22 protein-coding genes are annotated in these 18,151 nt (G+C 63.9%); 12 read left to right on the plus strand and 10 right to left on the minus strand.

The features are described from left to right. Positions 1 to 2: 2 nt before the first annotated feature. From cyoA to DEM27_RS04935, 5 genes are all read left to right on the plus strand, one after another. Positions 3 to 1,166 (plus strand): ubiquinol oxidase subunit II, encoded by a 1,164-nt coding sequence (gene cyoA / locus DEM27_RS04915; RefSeq protein ID WP_109457092.1) that lies wholly within the window; start codon positions 3 to 5, stop codon positions 1,164 to 1,166. Positions 1,167 to 1,216: 50 nt separating this feature from the next. After that, a complete protein-coding gene (gene cyoB / locus DEM27_RS04920) occupies positions 1,217 to 3,220 on the plus strand; it encodes a cytochrome o ubiquinol oxidase subunit I (RefSeq protein WP_109457093.1) in 2,004 nt (667 codons plus the stop codon). 4 nt (positions 3,221 to 3,224) lie between these two features. Beyond that, positions 3,225 to 3,842 (plus strand): cytochrome o ubiquinol oxidase subunit III, encoded by a 618-nt coding sequence (gene cyoC / locus DEM27_RS04925; RefSeq protein WP_109457094.1) that lies wholly within the window; start codon positions 3,225 to 3,227, stop codon positions 3,840 to 3,842. Further along, positions 3,842 to 4,243 carry a cytochrome o ubiquinol oxidase subunit IV gene (cyoD, locus tag DEM27_RS04930; RefSeq protein ID WP_109457095.1) on the plus strand — a complete coding sequence of 134 codons (402 nt, stop codon included), beginning with the start codon at positions 3,842 to 3,844 and terminating at the stop codon, positions 4,241 to 4,243. The genes cyoC and cyoD overlap by 1 nt, the downstream gene beginning before the upstream one ends. A 117-nt stretch (positions 4,244 to 4,360) precedes the next feature. Further along, positions 4,361 to 5,095 (plus strand): SURF1 family protein, encoded by a 735-nt coding sequence (locus tag DEM27_RS04935; protein ID WP_109457096.1) that lies wholly within the window; start codon positions 4,361 to 4,363, stop codon positions 5,093 to 5,095. A 12-nt stretch (positions 5,096 to 5,107) separates the two neighbouring features. On the opposite strand, the gene DEM27_RS04940 is transcribed toward DEM27_RS04935, so the two are convergent. Both DEM27_RS04940 and DEM27_RS04945 read right to left on the minus strand, forming a co-directional pair. Continuing rightward, the gene (locus tag DEM27_RS04940) at positions 5,108 to 5,326 is read right to left on the minus strand and encodes a hypothetical protein (protein ID WP_109457097.1); all 219 of its coding nucleotides are present in this window, start codon (positions 5,324 to 5,326) and stop codon (positions 5,108 to 5,110) included. A gap of 162 nt (positions 5,327 to 5,488) precedes the next feature. Next, complete coding sequence (locus DEM27_RS04945) at positions 5,489 to 6,100, minus strand: CDP-alcohol phosphatidyltransferase family protein (RefSeq protein WP_109457098.1); 612 nt, start codon at positions 6,098 to 6,100, stop codon at positions 5,489 to 5,491. A 158-nt stretch (positions 6,101 to 6,258) separates the two neighbouring features. Here DEM27_RS04945 and DEM27_RS04950 point away from each other — a divergent pair, with 158 nt between their 5' ends. The 5 genes from DEM27_RS04950 to DEM27_RS04970 are packed head-to-tail and all read left to right on the plus strand — an operon-like array spanning position 6,259 to position 11,395. Next, entirely contained in the window at positions 6,259 to 8,040 is a 1,782-nt protein-coding gene (locus tag DEM27_RS04950; RefSeq protein ID WP_109457099.1) for a bifunctional alpha/beta hydrolase/class I SAM-dependent methyltransferase, read from the plus strand. A 46-nt stretch (positions 8,041 to 8,086) separates the two neighbouring features. Further along, a complete protein-coding gene (locus DEM27_RS04955) occupies positions 8,087 to 9,364 on the plus strand; it encodes a phosphatase PAP2/dual specificity phosphatase family protein (protein WP_109457100.1) in 1,278 nt (425 codons plus the stop codon). A gap of 32 nt (positions 9,365 to 9,396) precedes the next feature. Continuing rightward, positions 9,397 to 9,813 carry a hypothetical protein gene (locus DEM27_RS04960; RefSeq protein ID WP_109457101.1) on the plus strand — a complete coding sequence of 139 codons (417 nt, stop codon included), beginning with the start codon at positions 9,397 to 9,399 and terminating at the stop codon, positions 9,811 to 9,813. Then, complete coding sequence (locus DEM27_RS04965) at positions 9,807 to 10,466, plus strand: lysophospholipid acyltransferase family protein (RefSeq protein ID WP_109457102.1); 660 nt, start codon at positions 9,807 to 9,809, stop codon at positions 10,464 to 10,466. The genes DEM27_RS04960 and DEM27_RS04965 overlap by 7 nt, the downstream gene beginning before the upstream one ends. Beyond that, positions 10,466 to 11,395 (plus strand): phosphatidate cytidylyltransferase, encoded by a 930-nt coding sequence (locus DEM27_RS04970; RefSeq protein ID WP_205908877.1) that lies wholly within the window; start codon positions 10,466 to 10,468, stop codon positions 11,393 to 11,395. Before DEM27_RS04965 ends, DEM27_RS04970 begins: the two co-directional genes overlap by 1 nt. A 3-nt stretch (positions 11,396 to 11,398) precedes the next feature. Here DEM27_RS04970 and DEM27_RS04975 read toward each other — a convergent pair whose 3' ends face one another. The 4 genes from DEM27_RS04975 to DEM27_RS04990 form a co-directional block, all read right to left on the minus strand. Further along, positions 11,399 to 12,445, minus strand: coding sequence for a Gfo/Idh/MocA family protein (locus tag DEM27_RS04975; RefSeq protein ID WP_109457104.1), 1,047 nt, complete (start codon positions 12,443 to 12,445; stop codon positions 11,399 to 11,401). A gap of 11 nt (positions 12,446 to 12,456) precedes the next feature. Next, complete coding sequence (locus tag DEM27_RS04980; protein ID WP_109457105.1) at positions 12,457 to 13,242, minus strand: ThuA domain-containing protein; 786 nt, start codon at positions 13,240 to 13,242, stop codon at positions 12,457 to 12,459. A gap of 156 nt (positions 13,243 to 13,398) precedes the next feature. Continuing rightward, positions 13,399 to 13,740, minus strand: a complete 342-nt coding sequence (locus DEM27_RS04985) for a DMT family transporter (RefSeq protein WP_109457106.1) — start codon at positions 13,738 to 13,740, stop codon at positions 13,399 to 13,401. A 22-nt stretch (positions 13,741 to 13,762) separates the two neighbouring features. Then, positions 13,763 to 14,326, minus strand: coding sequence for a TetR/AcrR family transcriptional regulator (locus DEM27_RS04990; RefSeq protein WP_109457107.1), 564 nt, complete (start codon positions 14,324 to 14,326; stop codon positions 13,763 to 13,765). A gap of 150 nt (positions 14,327 to 14,476) precedes the next feature. Between DEM27_RS04990 and DEM27_RS04995 the strand changes: the two genes are divergently transcribed. Both DEM27_RS04995 and DEM27_RS05000 read left to right on the plus strand, forming a co-directional pair. Further along, on the plus strand, positions 14,477 to 14,866 hold the full coding sequence (locus DEM27_RS04995; RefSeq protein ID WP_109457681.1) for a group II truncated hemoglobin: 390 nt from the start codon (positions 14,477 to 14,479) through the stop codon (positions 14,864 to 14,866). Between the two features lie 101 nt (positions 14,867 to 14,967). Next, positions 14,968 to 15,342: a DUF423 domain-containing protein gene (locus tag DEM27_RS05000; protein ID WP_109457108.1), complete on the plus strand. Its 375-nt coding sequence runs from the start codon at positions 14,968 to 14,970 to the stop codon at positions 15,340 to 15,342. Positions 15,343 to 15,405: 63 nt separating this feature from the next. Here DEM27_RS05000 and hmuQ read toward each other — a convergent pair whose 3' ends face one another. From hmuQ to DEM27_RS05020, 4 genes are all read right to left on the minus strand, one after another. Continuing rightward, a complete protein-coding gene (gene hmuQ, locus DEM27_RS05005) occupies positions 15,406 to 15,720 on the minus strand; it encodes a heme-degrading protein HmuQ (RefSeq protein ID WP_109457109.1) in 315 nt (104 codons plus the stop codon). Positions 15,721 to 15,731: 11 nt separating this feature from the next. Further along, the gene (locus DEM27_RS05010; protein ID WP_109457110.1) at positions 15,732 to 16,010 is read right to left on the minus strand and encodes a hypothetical protein; all 279 of its coding nucleotides are present in this window, start codon (positions 16,008 to 16,010) and stop codon (positions 15,732 to 15,734) included. Then, positions 16,007 to 16,411 (minus strand): DUF2325 domain-containing protein, encoded by a 405-nt coding sequence (locus DEM27_RS05015; RefSeq protein ID WP_109457111.1) that lies wholly within the window; start codon positions 16,409 to 16,411, stop codon positions 16,007 to 16,009. Before DEM27_RS05015 ends, DEM27_RS05010 begins: the two co-directional genes overlap by 4 nt. Before the next feature lie 183 nt (positions 16,412 to 16,594). Continuing rightward, positions 16,595 to 18,064, minus strand: a complete 1,470-nt coding sequence (locus tag DEM27_RS05020; protein ID WP_109457112.1) for a TonB family protein — start codon at positions 18,062 to 18,064, stop codon at positions 16,595 to 16,597. Positions 18,065 to 18,151: the final 87 nt, after the last annotated feature.

Consider the following 18,151-nt stretch of genomic DNA (forward strand, 5'->3'; position numbering starts at 1 on the left):
TCATGTTGTCCGCCCGCTTCCTCACAGTTCTGCCGCTTCTCCTTTTGAGCGGTTGTGACCTGGTCGTGATGTCCCCGTCGGGCGATATCGCCAACCAGCAGGCAAACCTTATCCTTGTCTCCACCTTCCTGATGCTTCTGATCATCGTGCCGGTGATCTTCCTGACGCTGTACTTCGCCTGGCATTACCGGCGCTCGAACAGCACGGCGAAATACGATCCCGACTGGCACCATTCGACACGGCTCGAAGTGGTGATCTGGTCGGCACCGCTGGCGATCATCATCGCGCTGGGCGCCATCACCTGGATCAGCACTCACAAGCTCGACCCCTACAGGCCGCTCGACCGGCTGGATGCGGAACGGCCGATTCCGGCGGATGCCAGGCCGCTCACCGTCGAGGTTGTGGCGCTCGACTGGAAGTGGCTGTTCTTCTATCCCGACTACGGCATCGCCACCGTCAACGAACTCGCTGCGCCGGTGGACGTACCGATCAACTTCAAGATCACCGCGTCCTCCGTGATGAATTCCTTCTATATCCCTGCCCTGGCAGGCCAGATCTACGCCATGCCCGGCATGCAAACCAGGCTGCACGCCGTCATCAACAAGCCGGGCGAGTTCGAAGGTTTTTCCGCCAATTACAGCGGCGACGGTTTTTCGCACATGCGCTTCAAGTTCCACGGCCTCGACCAGCAGGGTTTCGACGGCTGGATCGCCCGCGTCAAGCAGACCGGCACGGCGCTCAACCGCGATACCTACCTGAAGCTCGAAAAGCCCAGCGAACGCGAACCGGTGCGCTATTATTCGAGCGTCGAGAACGGCCTCTACGAAGCCGTGCTCAACCTCTGCGCCACGCCCGGCAAGATGTGCATGAGTGAAATGATGCACATCGACATGATGGGCGGCGCCGGCAAGGAAAGTGCGGAAAACCGCGAGCGGCTGGAATATGACAACCGCCACGCCAAGAGCGGCGCGGAAACGCCGGGCGCCACCTTCCCGGCCACCGGCACCCCGGCCCGCAGCGAAGAAGACAGCAACAGCACGGTCGGCACCAGCGTCCAGGAAGGCCACCAGGGCCACGACATGCAGAACATGAACCATGACGGACATTCGATGCCCGGCATGGACGACAATTCGGGCGATCCGGCACCGACACAGCTCAACAATTGACATTGAACCGCCTCGCCGAACGGCGAGGCCCTCAATGAACGGGTAATTCCATGTTTTCCAATTTTGACCTCCAGAAGTTCATCTTCGGCCGGTTGACGCTCGAGGCGATCCCCTACCACGAGCCCATCCTGGTCGCGACCTTCATCGCCGTCGCCATCGGCGGCCTGGCCGTGCTGGCCCTCGTCACCCGCTTCAGGCTCTGGGGCTATCTCTGGACCGAGTGGTTCACCAGCGTCGATCACAAGAAGATCGGCATCATGTACATTATCCTGGCGATCATCATGCTGCTGCGCGGCTTTGCCGACGCCATCATGATGCGGATCCAGCAGGCGATCGCCTTCAACGGCAACGAGGGTTATCTCAACCCGCACCACTACGACCAGATCTTCACGGCGCACGGTGTGATCATGATCTTCTTCGTGGCCATGCCCTTCGTCACCGGCTTCATGAACTATGTCGTGCCGCTGCAGATCGGCGCCCGCGACGTGTCCTTCCCCTTCCTCAACAACTTCTCCTTCTGGATGACGACGGCCGGCGCCGTCATCATCATGATGTCGCTGTTCGTCGGCGAGTTCGCCCGCACCGGCTGGCTGGCCTATCCGCCGCTGTCGGGGGCCGACTACAGTCCGGGCGTCGGGGTGGACTATTACATATGGGGGCTGCAGGTCGCCGGCGTCGGGACGACGCTGTCGGGCATCAACCTAATCGCCACCATCGTCAAGATGCGCGCGCCCGGCATGTCCTTCATGAAGATGCCGGTGTTCACCTGGACCTCGCTGTGCACAAACGTGCTGATCGTCGCCACCTTCCCGGTGCTGACGGCAACGCTGGCGCTGCTTTCGCTCGACCGCTATGCCGGCACCAACTTCTTCACCAACGACCTCGGCGGCAACCCGATGATGTATGTCAACCTCATCTGGATCTGGGGCCATCCGGAGGTTTACATCCTGGTGCTGCCGGCCTTCGGCATCTTCTCGGAAGTGGTCGCCACCTTCTGCGGCAAGCGCCTGTTCGGTTATGCCTCGATGGTTTATGCCACCGTCGTCATCACCATCCTGTCCTACATCGTCTGGCTGCATCACTTCTTCACCATGGGTTCGGGCGCCAGCGTCAACGCCTTCTTCGGCATCACCACGATGATCATCTCGATCCCGACGGGAGCGAAGATGTTCAACTGGCTGTTCACCATGTATCGCGGCCGCATCCGCTACGAGCTGCCGATGTACTGGACGATCGGCTTCATGGTCACCTTCGTCATCGGCGGCATGACGGGCGTGCTGCTCGCCGTGCCGCCGGCGGATTTCGTGCTGCACAACTCGCTGTTCCTGATCGCCCACTTCCACAACGTCATCATCGGCGGCGTGCTGTTCGGGCTGATGGCGGGCATCGTCTACTGGTGGCCAAAAGCCTTCGGCTACAAGCTCGACATGTTCTGGGGCAAGATGAGCTTCTGGTTCTGGCAGATCGGTTTCTTCTTCGCCTTCATGCCGCTCTACGTGCTCGGCCTGATGGGCGTCACCCGCCGCGTCTCGCAGTTCGAGGACCCCTCGCTGCAGATCTGGTTCATTATCGCCGCCTTCGGCGCCGCGCTGATCGCCATCGGCATCGCCTCCTTCATCATCCAGCTCGTCGTCAGCTTCCTGCGCCGTGACCAGCTGCGTGAGACGAGCGGCGATCCATGGAACGCCCGCACCCTGGAATGGTCGACCTCCTCGCCGCCGCCGGACTACAACTTCGCCTTCACGCCCGTCGTGCACGACCACGACAGCTGGTGGGACATGAAGAACCGCGGCTACGAACGGCCGTTGACCGGCTTCCGGCCGATCCACATGCCGAAGAACACCGGCACCGGCATCATCCTCAGCGGCATCAGCGTCGCGCTCGCCTTCGGCCTGATCTGGTACATGTGGTGGCTCGCCGCCGTCTCCTTCGTCGCGCTGATCGCGGTGGCGATCGGCCATACCTTCAACTACAGGCGCGACTTCTACATCCCTGCCGATGTGGTGACCGCAACCGAAGACAAGCGCAGCGCACTGCTGGAAAAACAGGCCTGACCCGATGAGCGAAACGACAGTGGAAACGGGCGAAAAGCCGACTTTTTACCTCACCGAGGACCACCACCCGGAAAACAGTACCAATCTTGGCTTCTGGCTCTACCTGATGAGCGACTGCCTGATCTTCGCGGTGCTGTTCGCCACCCACGCCGTGCTCGGCCGCAACTATGCGGCCGGCCCCTCGCCCGCCGATCTGTTCGACCTGCCGCTGGTGGCGGTCAACACGGCGATGCTCCTGTTCTCCTCCATCACCTATGGCTTCGCCATGCTGCAGATGGAGCGCAACGCCAAGGCGGAAACGCTGTTCTGGCTCGGCGTCACCGGCATCTTCGGAGCGATCTTCCTGGCGCTGGAACTCTACGAGTTCTACCACCTGATCCATGAAGGGGCCGGCCCGACGCGCAGCGCCTTCCTGTCGTCCTTCTTCACGCTGGTCGGCACCCACGGCCTGCACGTCACCTTCGGCATCATCTGGCTGATCACGCTGATGGCGCAGGTGTCGAGGCACGGCCTGATTCCGGAAAATCGCCGCCGGCTGATGTGCCTGTCGATGTTCTGGCACTTCCTCGACGTCGTCTGGATCGGCGTCTTTTCCTTCGTCTACCTGATGGGAGTTCTCTGATGAGTTCGCAAGCCCCCGCGCATGAGGATGCCCAAGAGGCTCATCACGGCCACAGCCACGGGCACGAAGCCGGCCACGGCACGTTCCGCAGCTACGTCACCGGCTTCATCCTGTCGGTCATCCTGACGGCCATTCCCTTCTGGCTGGTGATGGCCGGCGTCTTCGAAAGCCGCCTGGTCACCGCCGCGCTGGTCATGGGTTTCGGCGCCATCCAGATCGTCGTGCACATGATCTACTTCCTGCACATGAACACCAAGTCGGAAGGCGGCTGGACGATGCTGGCGCTGATCTTCACCCTGCTGCTGGTCGCCATCGCGCTTGCCGGCTCGCTCTGGGTCATGCATCACCTCAACGTCAACATGATGCCGATGAGCCCAGAGATGATGAAGAACATGCCATAGAGCATTTTCGCTTTTCCCCGAAACACGAAAACGCTCTATATCTTTGTTTCTACGCAATTCCGGACGCAAAACCGCTCCGCACTTTTGCTGGAATTGCTCTGACTGGCGGAACAGCCGATGCAGAATGATCAGGAATGGGCCGAAGCGGGGAGGCAGCGGTCTCCCCGCGCTCGCCGGGCCTTCACGGCTCTCGTCGTCCTGCTGGTGGCGGTGTTCCTGGCCCTCGGCACCTGGCAGGTGCAGCGGCTCTTCTGGAAGCTCGACCTGATCGCACGGGTAGATGCCCGCGTCCACGCCGAACCGGTGGCCGCGCCGACAGGCCCGATCGATCCGGCCGAAGACGAATATCGCCACGTCACCGCCACGGGCCTGTTCGACCACGACAAGACGGTCCTCGTCCAGGCCGTCACCGAACGCGGCGCCGGTTTCTGGGTGGTGACCCCGTTGCGAACCGACGACGCGCCCACCATCCTCGTCAATCGCGGTTTCGTCCCCGCCGACCGGAGCGCGCGGGACGCGCGGCTCGGCAGCGAACTGGCGGCCGGCCCGGTCACCGTGACGGGCCTGTTGCGGATCAGCGAACCGGGCGGCGGCTTCCTGCGCGCCAACGATCCGGCGGGCGACCGGTGGTTCTCCCGGGACGTGGCGGCCATTGCCGCCGCGAAGGGCGTCGCGAATGTCGCTCCCTACTTCATCGATGCGGATGCGACGGAAAATCCGGGTGGCCTGCCGATCGGCGGCCTGACCGTCGTCGCCTTCCGCAACAGCCATCTCGTCTATGCGCTGACCTGGTATGCGATGGCCGCCGGCCTTGCCGGTGCGCTGATCTATGTGCGCCGCCGTTCGCCTTGAACGGCAAAGGCCCTATGAGCGCAGCACGGCGTGGCCGATGTCGATCAGCAGGTCCTCTTCAAGGATGCCGCGCTGGTAGGAACGGATCAGGGTCGCGGCGCATCGGGCCGCCGTCAGGCTGGTCTTCGGTTCCTCACAATCGTCGCAAACGCGTTCGAAGATGTGAGCGATGATGGCAATCTGTTCCGAGCTCAGAACCGGCATGACGCGCGGAAACGAGGCGTAAGACATCTCGGCCTCCCAGCACGAGCCCAACGAAACGGCGATATTGATAGCGTACGTTACATGGTCCGCTCGTGCAAGCGGAGACTTGGGCCTCGCGAACCTGTCCGCAACCCACTGTCCAAGCCCTGACGGGAGACGGCAGTCTCCGCCCCAGGCAATCCGGGACAATCAACCGCCGTATCCGGCGGCCTCGCGGATGCCGGCGCGTACCCGATTGACGACGGTCAGCGCCAGCAGCAGGCAGGCGGCGGCAAACAACCAGGCCGTCCACGGCCCGAAGGTGCCGCCAAGGGCAACGAAGGCGCCGAGCACGCCAAAAAGCACCGCCCGGTCGCTCTTGCCGAGCGGCCCGTCATATTGCCTCGAAGCGCCCACCGTCTGGCCGAGGACACCGGCGAACTCCGTCAGCACCGACAGGAAAATGACGAGCGCCACCCACCAGTCCACGCCGGGATGGAGGAAGGCGAAGGGAAGGTAGAGTGCCGCGTCCGACACCACGTCGGTCAGTTCGTTGAGATAGGCGCCGAGCACGCTTTTCTGCCCGTGCTCCCGCGCCAGCATGCCGTCGACGGCATTCAGCGCCATGCGCAGGAAGAACCAGACGGGCACCAGGAGAAACCAGCGTGTATCCGCAGCAACGACCAGAAAGGCACCGATGGCAAGGGAAATCGCCGCGGCGGCCAGTGTCACCTGGTTCGCAGTCACACCGCCAGCCGCGAGCCTACGCACAAACGGACGGAGGATATTCTGAAATCGGCTCTTCAACTGATAGACGGACATTGCTATTCGATGAGCTTGTGGCGATCGGACCGGTGACCGGGAGATTACCGAAGGGAGATTTTCACACCAGCCGCGAATGAATACCCGCCCAGACACGTGCAACTGACGTGAAATCGACTTTTATGTCAATGGCCTGCCTGTGCCCAACGGAGATCCGCATGCTGCAAACATCCGACGTTACCGCCGCAAACCGGACACGATCCGTCGAAGAAGCGGAATTTGCGAGGCATGACGGGACGAAACTCTTCTATCGCGCCTGGCCGGCGGCAAATACGTCGCCGAAAGGGGCGATTATCCTGCTGCACCGCGGCCACGAGCATGGCGGTCGCGTCGCCCATCTCGTGCCGGAACTGAACCTGCCGGACTATGCCTTCTACGCCTGGGATGCGCGCGGCCACGGCCGCTCGCCGGGAGAACGCGGTTATTCCCCCTCCTTCGCCGCCTCGGTGCGCGACCTCGATTGTTTTGTCCGGCATGTCAGCCAGACGAGCGGCGTTCCGGTCGAAAACATCGCCGTCATCGCCCAGAGCGTCGGCGCCGTGCTGGCCGCAACCTGGGTGCATGACTATGCCCCGCCGATCCGCGCGCTGGTGCTCGCCTCGCCGGCCTTCGACGTCAAGCTCTACGTGCCTTTCGCCCGGCAGGGCATCGCGCTGTGGCAGAAACTCAAGGGCACCTTCTTCGTCAATTCCTATGTCAAGGCGAAATTCCTCACCCATGACCGGGAGCGCATCGCCTCTTTCGAAAGCGATCCGCTGATCACCCGGCCGATCGCCTCCAACATCCTGCTGCAGCTCTATGAGGCGGCCGAGCGTGTCGTTGCCGATGCGCGGGCGATCACCGTGCCGACGCAATTGCTGATCTCCGGCAGCGACTGGGTGGTGCGCCCGGCGCCGCAGCACCGTTTTTATGAAAACCTCGGCAGCCGCACCAAGGAACGGCATGTGCTGCCCGGCTTTTACCACGATACGCTCGGCGAGCGCGACCGGCACATCGCCCTGGCGAAGATCCGCAGCTTCATCGAGGACCGCTTCGCCGCGCCGCGGGAAGAGGCGCGACTGCTCGACGCCGACCGCCAGGGATTTACCCGCGACGAAGCCGACCGGCTGTCGACGCCGCTCGGGCCTCTTTCGCCGCGCGGCCTCTACTGGGCCGCAAGCCGCGCCAATATCCGCCTCGGCGGCCTCCTGTCGAACGGCATTGCCACCGGCGTGCGCACCGGCTTCGATTCCGGCTCGACGCTGGATTACGTCTATGAAAACCAGCCGCGCGGCATCGGCCCGGGCGGCCGGCTGATCGACAGGATCTTCCTGGAAGCCATCGGCTGGCGCGGCATCCGCCAGCGCAAGCTGCATCTGGAGGAGCTGATCGCCGTCGCTCTCCGCCGGCTGGACGAGGCCGGGCGCAGCAAGCATGTGCTCGACATCGCCGCCGGCCACGGCCGTTATGTGCTCGACGCCATCACTCGCGCCGACATCCGGCCGGACAGCGTGCGCCTGCAGGACTATTCGCCGATCAACGTCGATGCCGGCCGCAAGAGCATCGACGCGCGGGGCCTCGCCGCTATCGCCAGCTTTCACCAGCAGGATGCCTTCGACGGCGACGGACTGGCGGCGACCGACCCTGCCCCCGATCTCGCCATCGTTTCCGGCCTCTACGAGCTGTTTGCCGACAACGGCCTGATCCGCGGTTCTCTCGGCGGTATTGCCCGGGCGATGGCGCCGGGCGGCCTGCTCGTCTACACCAACCAGCCATGGCATCCGCAGCTCGAAATGATCGCCCGGGCGCTGACCTCGCATCGCGGCGGCGAGGCCTGGGTGATGCGTCGGCGTACGCAGGCGGAGATGGACCAGCTGGTCGCCGCCGCCGGCTTCCGCAAGCTGGAACAGCGCATCGATCCCTGGGGCATCTTCACCGTGTCCATCGCCGAGCGGATCTGAGGCGGCCGTGGCGGAGACAGCGTTTCCCTCTCCCCTGCCGGCACGCATGGCGGTTTTTCGCCGCGCCGCCCTCTGGCTCGCTTTCCTGGCGCCGTTCTTCTACCTGAGCTACGGCACCGCCAACTGGCTCGCGTCGCAACGACCGGACGTGCCCAACCTCGCTTTCGGCTGGGAGGGAGCAATCCCCTTCCTCGCCTGGACGATCGTGCCCTACTGGTCGATCAACCTCTTCTATGCGCTCTGCCTGTTCCTCAACGACAGGCCGGCGGAGGTGGATACGCTCGGCCGGCGCTACCTGGCGATCCAGCTGGTCGCCGTCTCCTGCTTCGTGGCCTTCCCGCTGCAGGCGATCTTCGTGCGGCCGGAAACCCACGGCCTGCCGGGTTTCATGTTCGCGGTGCTCGGCGGCTTCGACAAGCCGTTCAACCAGGCGCCGTCGCTGCACATCGCCTTGCTCGTGGTGATCTGGGACCACCTGCGCGGAAAGATGCCGCATGCCGCCCGGCTTGTCTGGCATGGCTGGTGTTTCCTCATCGCCCTCTCGGTGCTGACGACCTGGCAGCATCACAGCATCGACATTCCGACCGGCCTGCTGCTCGGGCTTTTTGCCGCCTGGCTGTTTCCCCGCGGCGCTGCCCCGCCACTCGCCGGCTTCCGCCTGACGGCTGACACCAAGGCCCGAAAGCTCGGCCGCTATTATCTCGGCGCGGCCCTGGGCTTTCTGGCTCTCGCCGTTTTCGGCACGCTCCATTCCGGCGCGGCCCTGTTGCTGACGTGGCCCACACTCGCCATGGCGATCGTCGCCGCCGGCTATGTCGGCGCCGGGCCGAAAATCTTCCAGAAACGCGCCGATGGCCGGGCCTCGCTCGCCAGCCGCTGGCTGCTCGCCCCCTACAGGCTCGGCGTCATCGCCAACATAGGCTGGTGGACGCGAGGGGCGCCGGCGGCGGTGGAAATCGAAGATGGCGTCTATCTCGGCCGGTTTCCGACCCGCCGGGAAGCCGACGCCTTCGCAACCGTCGTGGACATGACCGGAGAGCTCTGCGCGCCACGGCGGACACAGGCCCGCTGGCACGCCTTTCCTTCCCTCGACCTCGTCCGACCGCCGCCGGGATCGGTATCGGACGCCGCCCGGCTGGTCGAGACGCTGCGGCCGGAGGGGCCGGTACTGGTCTGCTGCGCCCTCGGCTTCCAGCGCAGCGCCGCCGTCATCGGCACATGGCTGGTGGCGACCGGCCGCGCCGGCGATGCCTCCGCCGCCGTCGCCCGCATCACGCAAGCCGGTCGCCGCATCCATCTGCAGCCCGACATGATCGCCACCTGAGAGGGAACGCCTTGGACTGGACATCCACCGCCATGCAGACATCGACCGGTCTCCGCCGCAACGGCCTGTTCGGGATCGTGGTCTGCCTGCTCGTTTTTGCCCTCGCCCCGGTGACGGCCGGCGCGCATGGTTTTTCCAGGCCGCTCGGCTGGTGGCTGCTGCTCGCCTTCACGCTCGCCGCACTCGCCTTCTCCCTTCACCTGATTTTCGATGCCCTGCTGTTCCGGCTGGCCGGCTCGCATCCCGACGAACGATCCGGCCTTGCCGCCGTCGACGACAGCCTCGCCCGGTTCGGCCTGCGCGCCGCCGCATCCGAGCCGCGCCCGTTCGCCGCCCGCCTCTCCGGCAGCCGCGGCATCGTCTGGCGGCAGCGTTTCGCCCTGGCGGCCGGCCTGCTCGTCTACGCCATCCTGCTCGTCGATGCGGTCGAGGGGCCGGTTGCATGCTGACATTCGATCACAAGGCGTTGTCGCAATCGCTGTTCGGCGCCTTCCTGGCCGGGCTGTCGCGTGCCATCACCGGCGTCATTCCGATCTGGGTCGGCAGCGCGCCGTCGGAAAGGCAGCGCATCTATTTCGCCAACCATGCAAGCCACGGCGATTTCATCCTGCTCTCCTCCTGCCTGAGGCCGGAGGACCGGGCGCGCACCCGCGCCGTTGCCGGTGCCGATTACTGGCGCAAGGGACGCCTGCGCCGTTTCCTCTCTGGATACCTGCTGCGCACCGTGCTGGTCGAACGCAACTGGGTGGAGCGCAGCCAGGATCCGATGGCGGTGATGCTGGACGCGCTGGAGCGGGGAGAATCGCTGATCTTCTTCCCCGAAGGCACGCGCAACATGACGGAGGAGCCGATCCTGCGCTTCCGTTCCGGCCTCTACAACCTCGCCGCCGCCCGGCCGGATGTCGAACTGGTGCCGTGCTGGATCGAAAACATGTCGCGGGTGCTGCCGAAGGGCGCATTCCTGCCGGTGCCGCTGCTCTGCCGCGTCATCTTCGGCGCGCCGATCGCGCTGACGCCCGGCGAGGACCGCAAGGATTTCCTGCACAGGGCGCAGAATGCCCTGCTCGGCCTCAGATCGCAAACCAACGGAGAACAGGAATGATGTCGGAAATGAGCAGGCTGTTCGTCGGCCTGATGGCCGTGCTCGTCACGGCAAGCCTGGTGGCCGGCATCCTGTCCTGGCGCAGCCCGAAACCGCTGTCGTCGACGCTCGTCAACCTCAACGTCCGCATCCGCGCCTGGTGGGTGATGATCGCCGCCATGTCCATCGCCTTCCTGTTCGGCGAAGGCGGCGTGATCATCCTGTTCGCGCTGGTCTCCTTTGCGGCCCTCCGGGAATATGTGACGCTGACCCACACGCGGCGCAGCGATCACTGGGTGCTGCTCGGCATGTTCCTGGTCATCGTGCCCCTACAATATTACCTCGTCTGGATCGACTGGTACGGCCTCTATTCGATCTTCATCCCCGTCTACTGCTTCCTCGCCATGCCGGCGCTGACGGCGCTTTGGGGCGACACCTCGCGCTTCCTCGAACGCATCAGCGAGCAGCAATGGGGCATCATGCTGTCCGTCTACTGCATCAGCCACGTGCCGGCGCTGGTCACCCTCGACATTCCCGGCAACAACGGCCGCGGCCTGCTGTTGATCGCCTTCCTGATCGCCACCGTGCAGGGCAGCGACGTGTTGCAGTACATCTTCGGAAAACTGTTCGGCAAGCACCGCATCTCGCCCAATGTCTCGCCGTCGAAAACCTGGGAAGGATTGATCGGCGGCATTCTCAGCGCCTCGCTGCTCGGTGCGGGATTGTTCTGGCTGACGCCGTTTTCACCCGTCGAGGCCGGTGCGCTGGCGGCACTCGCCTGCATCATGGGTTTTCTCGGCGGCCTCGTCGCCTCCGCCATCAAGCGCGACCGGGGCGTCAAGGACTGGGGACACATGATCGAAGGCCATGGCGGCATGCTGGATCGTACCGACAGCCTGGTCTTCGCCGCGCCGGTGTTCTTCCACATCATCCGCTACGCCTGGACGTGACGCTTAGGAGAGCCGCCGCTCGCAGCGTTCCTTTTCCGTGAGGATCGCCAGGTCCAGTGCCCGCTGCAGGTTGGCGGCGTGGCGAAAATCCGGATCCGGCTGCACGCCGAGCCGGACGGCCTCGGCAAAACGCATATAGTTGGTCGGCACCACGCCGGCATCGAGGATGCGCCATGTCGCCGTTTCGGCATCGTCTCCCATGCAAGCGCGCAACGACGAACCTTCCGTGCTGTGGCTCACCTCCAGCCCGCCCTTTTCGCCGTAGACGCGCAGGCGCAACTCGTTGAGGTGGCCGGTCGCCCAGCGGCTGGCGTGCACGACGCCCAGCGCCCCGTTGGCGAAATCGACGGACATGGTGAAGCTGTCATTGGCATCCAGCTTGTATTCGCCGATCGACCCGCCCGCCACCTTGTCGAAAGTCTTCAGCCGGGCGAATACGCTCTCGATCTCGCTCGCCGCGCCAAAGGAGGCGAAATCGAGGATATGGATGCCGATATCGCCAAGCACGCCGTTGGAGCCATGGCCGGTGGAGAGACGCCAGAGCCATTGCGATTCCGTGCGCCAGTCGCCCCAGGCACGTGAAACCAGCCAGCTCTGCAGGTAGGAAGCCTCGACATGCTTGACGCTGCCGATCTCGCCCGACAGCACGATCTCACGGGCCTTCTGCAGCGGCGCGACGTTGCGATAGGTCAGGTTGACCATATTGATGACGCCGGCCGCTTCCGCCGCCTCGGTCATCTCCATCGCCTTCTCGTAGGTTTCCGCCAGCGGCTTCTCGCACATGACGTGTTTCCCCGCCGCGATCAGCGCCAGGCTGGTCGGATGGTGGGCACGATCCGGCGTGACGTTCGTCGCCGAGTCGAATTCACCCCAGGCGATGGCCTCCTCAAGCGAGGTGAACCGCATCCCGATATCATGCATATCGGCAAAGGCGGTGACGCGTGCCTTGTCGACATCGACGGCGCCGACGACGTCGACCCCGTCGATCGCCTTGAAATTTTTGGCATGGCTATTGGCCATGCCGCCCGTTCCGAGAATCAAGAGACGCATGCCATTCGTCCTTAGCGGTATCCGGCCTCGCCAGCCTCATGCAGCTTCGGGCCACGCTCCTCGATGGGCTCCAATGCCTTTTCGACCGGCACGTTCGGCGCATCGTGAATGGATTTAAAGGAATTTTGCGGATTGTAGGCCCATTTGACGGCGTTGATCAGCACCTTTTTGACGTTGGCGTCATGATAGCTGGGATAGGTTTCATGGCCGGGGCGGAAATAGAAGATGTTGCCGGTTCCGCGCCGCCAGGTCAGGCCGGAGCGGAACACCTCGCCGCCCTGGAACCAGGAGATGAACACGGTTTCCAGGGGCTCCGGCACCGAAAACTGCTCGCCGTACATTTCTTCGTTTTCGAGCTCGAAATGTTCGCCGAGACCGGCTGCGATCGGATGGCCCTGGTTGACGACCCAGATGCGTTCGCGCTCGCCCGCCTCGCGCCATTTCAGCGCGCAGGGCGTGCCCATCAGCCGCTTGAAGATCTTCGAGAAATGCCCCGAATGCAGGACGATGAGGCCCATGCCTTCCCAGACACGCCGGGCGACACGCTCGACCACCGCATCGTCGACGGCGCCGTGGTCCTTGTGGCCCCACCAGGTCAGGACGTCGGTCTCGGCAAGCCGCGCTTCGCTCAGGCCATGCTCCGGCTCCTGCAGGGTGGCCGTCGTCGCGTGGATCGCCCCGTCGCCGTTCAGCGCGTCGGCAATCGTGTTGTGCATTCCGTTCGGGTAGATCCCGGCTACGACCTTGTTGGTCTGCTCATGGATGTTCTCGCCCCACACCACCGTACGTATCGCCATGACGGCTTCTCCTTCTGCAATGCAAAATCATAAAAACGGTCTCGCTTCAAAGCACTTCAAAACGAAGTTGTTCCATCAGGGACAACGGAAATGCATGAGACGAGGGCGCGGCCCGACCGCCCGGAGACACATTCCAACCGCAGCCGCCCGGAATTTTCAGTGCGAAACGGATTTGGAGAACAGGTTGACGATCAAGACGCCGAGAATGATGAAACCGAGCCCGATGATTGCCGCCAGATCGAGTTTCTGGCGGAACAGCACAAAACCGACCACGGAGATCAGCACGATGCCGAGCGCGCTCCAGATCGCATAAGCGATGCCGACCGGGATGGTGCGCAGGACGAAGGACAGGCAATAGAAGGCGCCGCCGTAGCAGGCGAACACCAGCAGCGACGGCCACAGCCGGCTGAACTGCTGCGACATCTGCAAGGCCGATGTTCCGACGACCTCAAGCGCTACCGCGACAAACAGCAGGCCGTAGACGAATGCGGGGTTCATGGTGAAATTCCTCTGGAACCGCTCAGGAGAGCGTCAATGCCGACAGGCGCTCGATCAGGGCACTCCGCGTTTCGGCGCTCAGATCGTGGCTGCCGACCATGTCCGCCAGCCACAGACCGTCGGCGGCAAACCGCACGATGGCGGCGTTCAGCGACGAATCCGTGCCGACATACTCTCCCGCCCGCCGGTCGACCCATTGACGCCAGCGCGCCCGCAGGTGCGGCTCGTTGAGCAGCGCCATGGTGAGGCCCGCCCATTGGCGGTTCTCTCCCGGCTTCTCCTTGAGATCGGCCACCACCTGCAGATAGGCGCGCGTAAAACGCCCGTGCGGCAGGGGATCGACGATCATCGCCGCCTCGATCGCCGCATCCAGCTCGTCGACAAGCCGGTCGAAAAGACCGTCGAGCAACGCCACCTTGCCAGGGAAATGGTGCAGGAGACCGCCCTTGCTGACACCCGCCGCCTCGGACACCGCATCGAGCGTCACCGCACCGATACCGCGCTCGAACGCCAGCTGCGCCGCGACGTCGACAAGCTGACGGCGGACGAGTTGCGGCTGTTTCTTACGACGGTGCGATTCTGACATGGCATATAAAAGACCGTCCGGACGGTTTTGTCAATTCCCATTCATCAACGCCGCTCAAGACAGGTCCCGACGCGCCGAAACGACGCATCAGCATCAACGGCATTGCGGCAGCAAAAAGAAACGGGCAAAACGAACAAAAAGGAGCGCCCGGTGTCCGAAGAGACGATCACATTGTACGAAGCCATCGGCGGCGATGCGACGATCAGGGCGCTCACCGACCGTTTTTACAGCCTGATGGACACGTTGCCGGAAGCGGCGCGCTGCCGGGCTATCCATCCGCCCGATCTTTCCGGCTCACGGGAAAAACTCTACGAATACCTGACCGGCTATCTCGGCGGCCCGCCGCTCTACACCGACAAACGCGGCCATCCGATGCTGCGGCGGCGCCATTTCGTCGCCGAGATCGGGCCGGCAGAGCGCGACGAGTGGCTGCTCTGCTTCCGCCAGGCGATGGACGAGACGATCGCCAGCGAAAAGCTGCGCGAGATCATCTGGGCGCCGGTGGAACGCCTTGCCCACCATATGCAGAACCAGACCTGACGCCGCCTCGGCGGCGTCCGTCCAGCACGCACTATATTGATTTCGCTTCTACCGCTTTTTCGACGCCATTCGGCCACGGCGGACCTATTCCGGGAAATTCCATGACGACATCAGGCACCATCATCCGCCCCCTGCTTCTTCTTGCCGCCGGCGTGCTGGGAATGGCGGGCGTCGGCCTTGCGGCGGCCGCTTCCCATCTCGGCGACGGCCATCTGCTCGGCAATGCTTCCACCATGTGCCTTGCGCATGCCCCTGCCCTGGTGGCGCTGGCCGCCAGCCTCGAACGCTTCCGCACCGCCCCGATCGCCGGCGTGCTGCTCGGCATCGGCACGCTGCTGTTTGCCGGCGATCTGCTGTATCGCCATTACAACGGCACGGCATTGTTCCCGATGGCAGCACCTGCGGGCGGCATGACGATGATGACGGGCTGGCTTGCCGTGGGTCTCGGCTTCATCGCCGGCCGGCGGGCGGCCTGAGGGCCGCCAGCACTGGGAAACCCGGCAGGACCTCGATACCAACCGGGTCCCGCGCGTTTCCGCTCAGATGCCTTCGACGGCATTGAAGCCTTCGAAGGACGGCGGTCCGAGATAGATCGCCTTGTGGTCGCCGGCGTTGCGATGGGCAGCACGGAAATTTTCCGACTTGGTCCAGTCGGAGAAATGCTGCTCGCTTTCCCAGATCGTGTGCGAGGCGTACAATGTGTACCCCTCGTCGGCATTGGTCTTGCCGCGCAGCATGTGGAACTGCTGGAAACCCGGCATTTCCGAAAGCGTCGAATTGCGGTTGCGCCAGATATCCTCGAAAGCCGTTTCCGACCCGACTGCCACCTTGAACCGATTCATCGCTACAAACATTGTTGCCTCTCTCAGACTTGCCGTTTCCTTGAGCTTTTTTCTCCGGTTTTGGCAGCGAAAGCAACGATATTCTTGCCGTCGCGGGCGGCATCCCCAAGCGGCTCGACAGGCTCTTCGCCCGGCCGGCGCGCTTCCCAGGCCGGGAAGGTCTCCACATTCGGATATTGCAACCGTTTCAGATGATCCCGCCGCAGCAGTTCATACAGTTCCGGCACCAGGCCGTCGCCGTTCTGCGCCGCCAGCTTGTGCAGGCCGATCATCATGAAGCCGTTATGGCACTCGTCGCTCATTTTGTATCTCGTTCGTGCATGGTCAGGAGCGCGCGCTCCAGGCTCGACTTGCTGCCGTTGCGCAAGGGAATGAATGCCTTGCCGAACTTCTTGCAGCCGCTCTTCACGCGCAGACAGGCGTCGTGGCTGATGCAGTCGATCGGGCAGAAGACGCAATCCACCGAAGGCAGGACGGTGTCGATGCGCGACACGGCCTCACGCAGCCCGCCGTCATGATGAATAAGCTCGGCACCGTAGCTGCTGGCGATCTGGCGCAGGTGTGCCACCTGGCAGTCCCGTCCACCGACATAAAGGAAGCTGCGGCCATCGAGGCTCGATCTGCCGTTGTCGACTGCGGCCGCCTGCGGCTGCGCCTCCTCACGGCTGTTGCGGTCGGAACCCTTCTTGAACTTCTTGGCCATCCTGCACCCGTTTCGCTGTTTCGACGGTCGCGCTGACTCGTCAACGCGGCTGGACCCTAATAAACTTGATTATAAGAGTAAAGTATAAAGTAGACTCTTTTCATCATATTATTTCACGCTTCCGTAGGCATGAAAAAACCCGCGACGGCAGGGGCGTCGCGGGTCTGGGACGACAGCTGCAGGTTATCGTCCGGTAACTTGCACTTCCTGGGAGAAGGACCAGCTCGGCTTGCCCCATTCCGCCGGCAGCGGCGGGAATGGCGAGGCACGGCGGACACCGTCGAGCACCGCCTTGTCGAGTTCCGGCACGCCGGAGCTGCGGGCGACGGACAGCGAGGTCAGCGACCCCGAGGAACCGATCGTCAGCCGGACACGGACGCTGATCGACGATTTTTCGCGCTTGAAGGCGGAGGGAACCCGCACTGAGCGGCGAATCTTCGACTGTACCTTGCCGGGATAGTTGGCGACCGCCGCACTGCCGGCGTTCGAGCTGCGGCCGGAATTCTTCGAACCGTTCTGGTTTTCGCTCGCCTGTTCCTGGCCGTCGGCCGATCCCTTCTTGCGATCCTGGCGGGCATCGCCCTGGGCGCCGGCCTGGCGCTTGGTATCCGGCTTCTTCTTCGGTTTTTCCACAAGCTTCTGCTTGGGCTTTTCAACCGGTTTCTTCTCGACAGGTTTCTTCTCGACAGGTTTCTTGGCAACCGGCTTTTCTTCCACCGGCTTGATCTCTTCGATCGGCTTCTCGACGGGCTGGACCGGCGTGGCTTCCGTCACCTCCACCGTCTCGACGGGCTGGACCGTCGGCGTGACGGGGGTCGCCTCGGTCACTTCGACGGTCTCGGGAAGCGCCGACGCGATCGGCTGGGTGACGATCGGCTCGGCCGGCACCGCCGAGGTCAGAACCTCGGGCTCCAGCGCGGCAACCGCTTCGGTCTCGACGATCGACGACTGGACGGGCACGGCTTCCGTCACCATTTCCACCGGTTCGGTCGGCTCGGCCTCCACCGGCTGCGCTTCGGTGGTTTCCACAGGCTCGGCCTGCTGTGTGTCCACCGGTTCGGCCTGCTGGGTTTCGACCGGAACGGCTTCCGCCGTTTCGACGGGTTCGACGGCCTCTGTCTCGACTGCCTCGGGCTCGGCCGGCTCGACCATGTCCGGCTCGACCTCCTCGGCGGAAACGATCTCCGGATCGCCGGCGGCAAGCTGGTCGAACTCCGCATCGCCGAGAATGGTGACGCTGACCACTGCACCGGCTTCTTCCTGCGGCTCTTCCGGCTCCGCCACCATGGTGGCTGCGAGGAAGCTGAAGATGGCCGCATGCGCCACGAGGGAAACGAGGCTTGCGGTCAGGGTTCGGCCGACCCGACGCCGTATCGTCGGGGCAGGCTTTTCCGGCACGGCATCGACGCTGTGCGTCGTTTCCGGCTCGCTGGCTTCGGCGGCATGTTCAGGGAAGGAGCCGATTTGCGAGACGCGGGCATAATGCAGCGCCGACTCGCTGGCGGGCTGGCGCGGGACGCCGGTGAGATCCGACATCTCGTGCCCGGCCATCAAGCCGGGCGTGTTGTCGTTCATGCCTTCGCCGGCACTGGGCCCGGTATTGGGCAAAGCCGGCGACGCGGCGGTCAGCCGCAGTTTTCTAGAATAGATCATGCGCGATCCTCCGGCTTGCCGCCGAAGCGGCGTCTGCCGTCGTCATCAGACTGCGGGGGCAGGCAGGCAAACCCGAAACCAAAGGCG

Source organism: Rhizobium album (genome assembly GCF_003122325.1).
GTDB classification, from domain to species: Bacteria; Pseudomonadota; Alphaproteobacteria; order Rhizobiales; family Rhizobiaceae; genus Metarhizobium; species Metarhizobium album.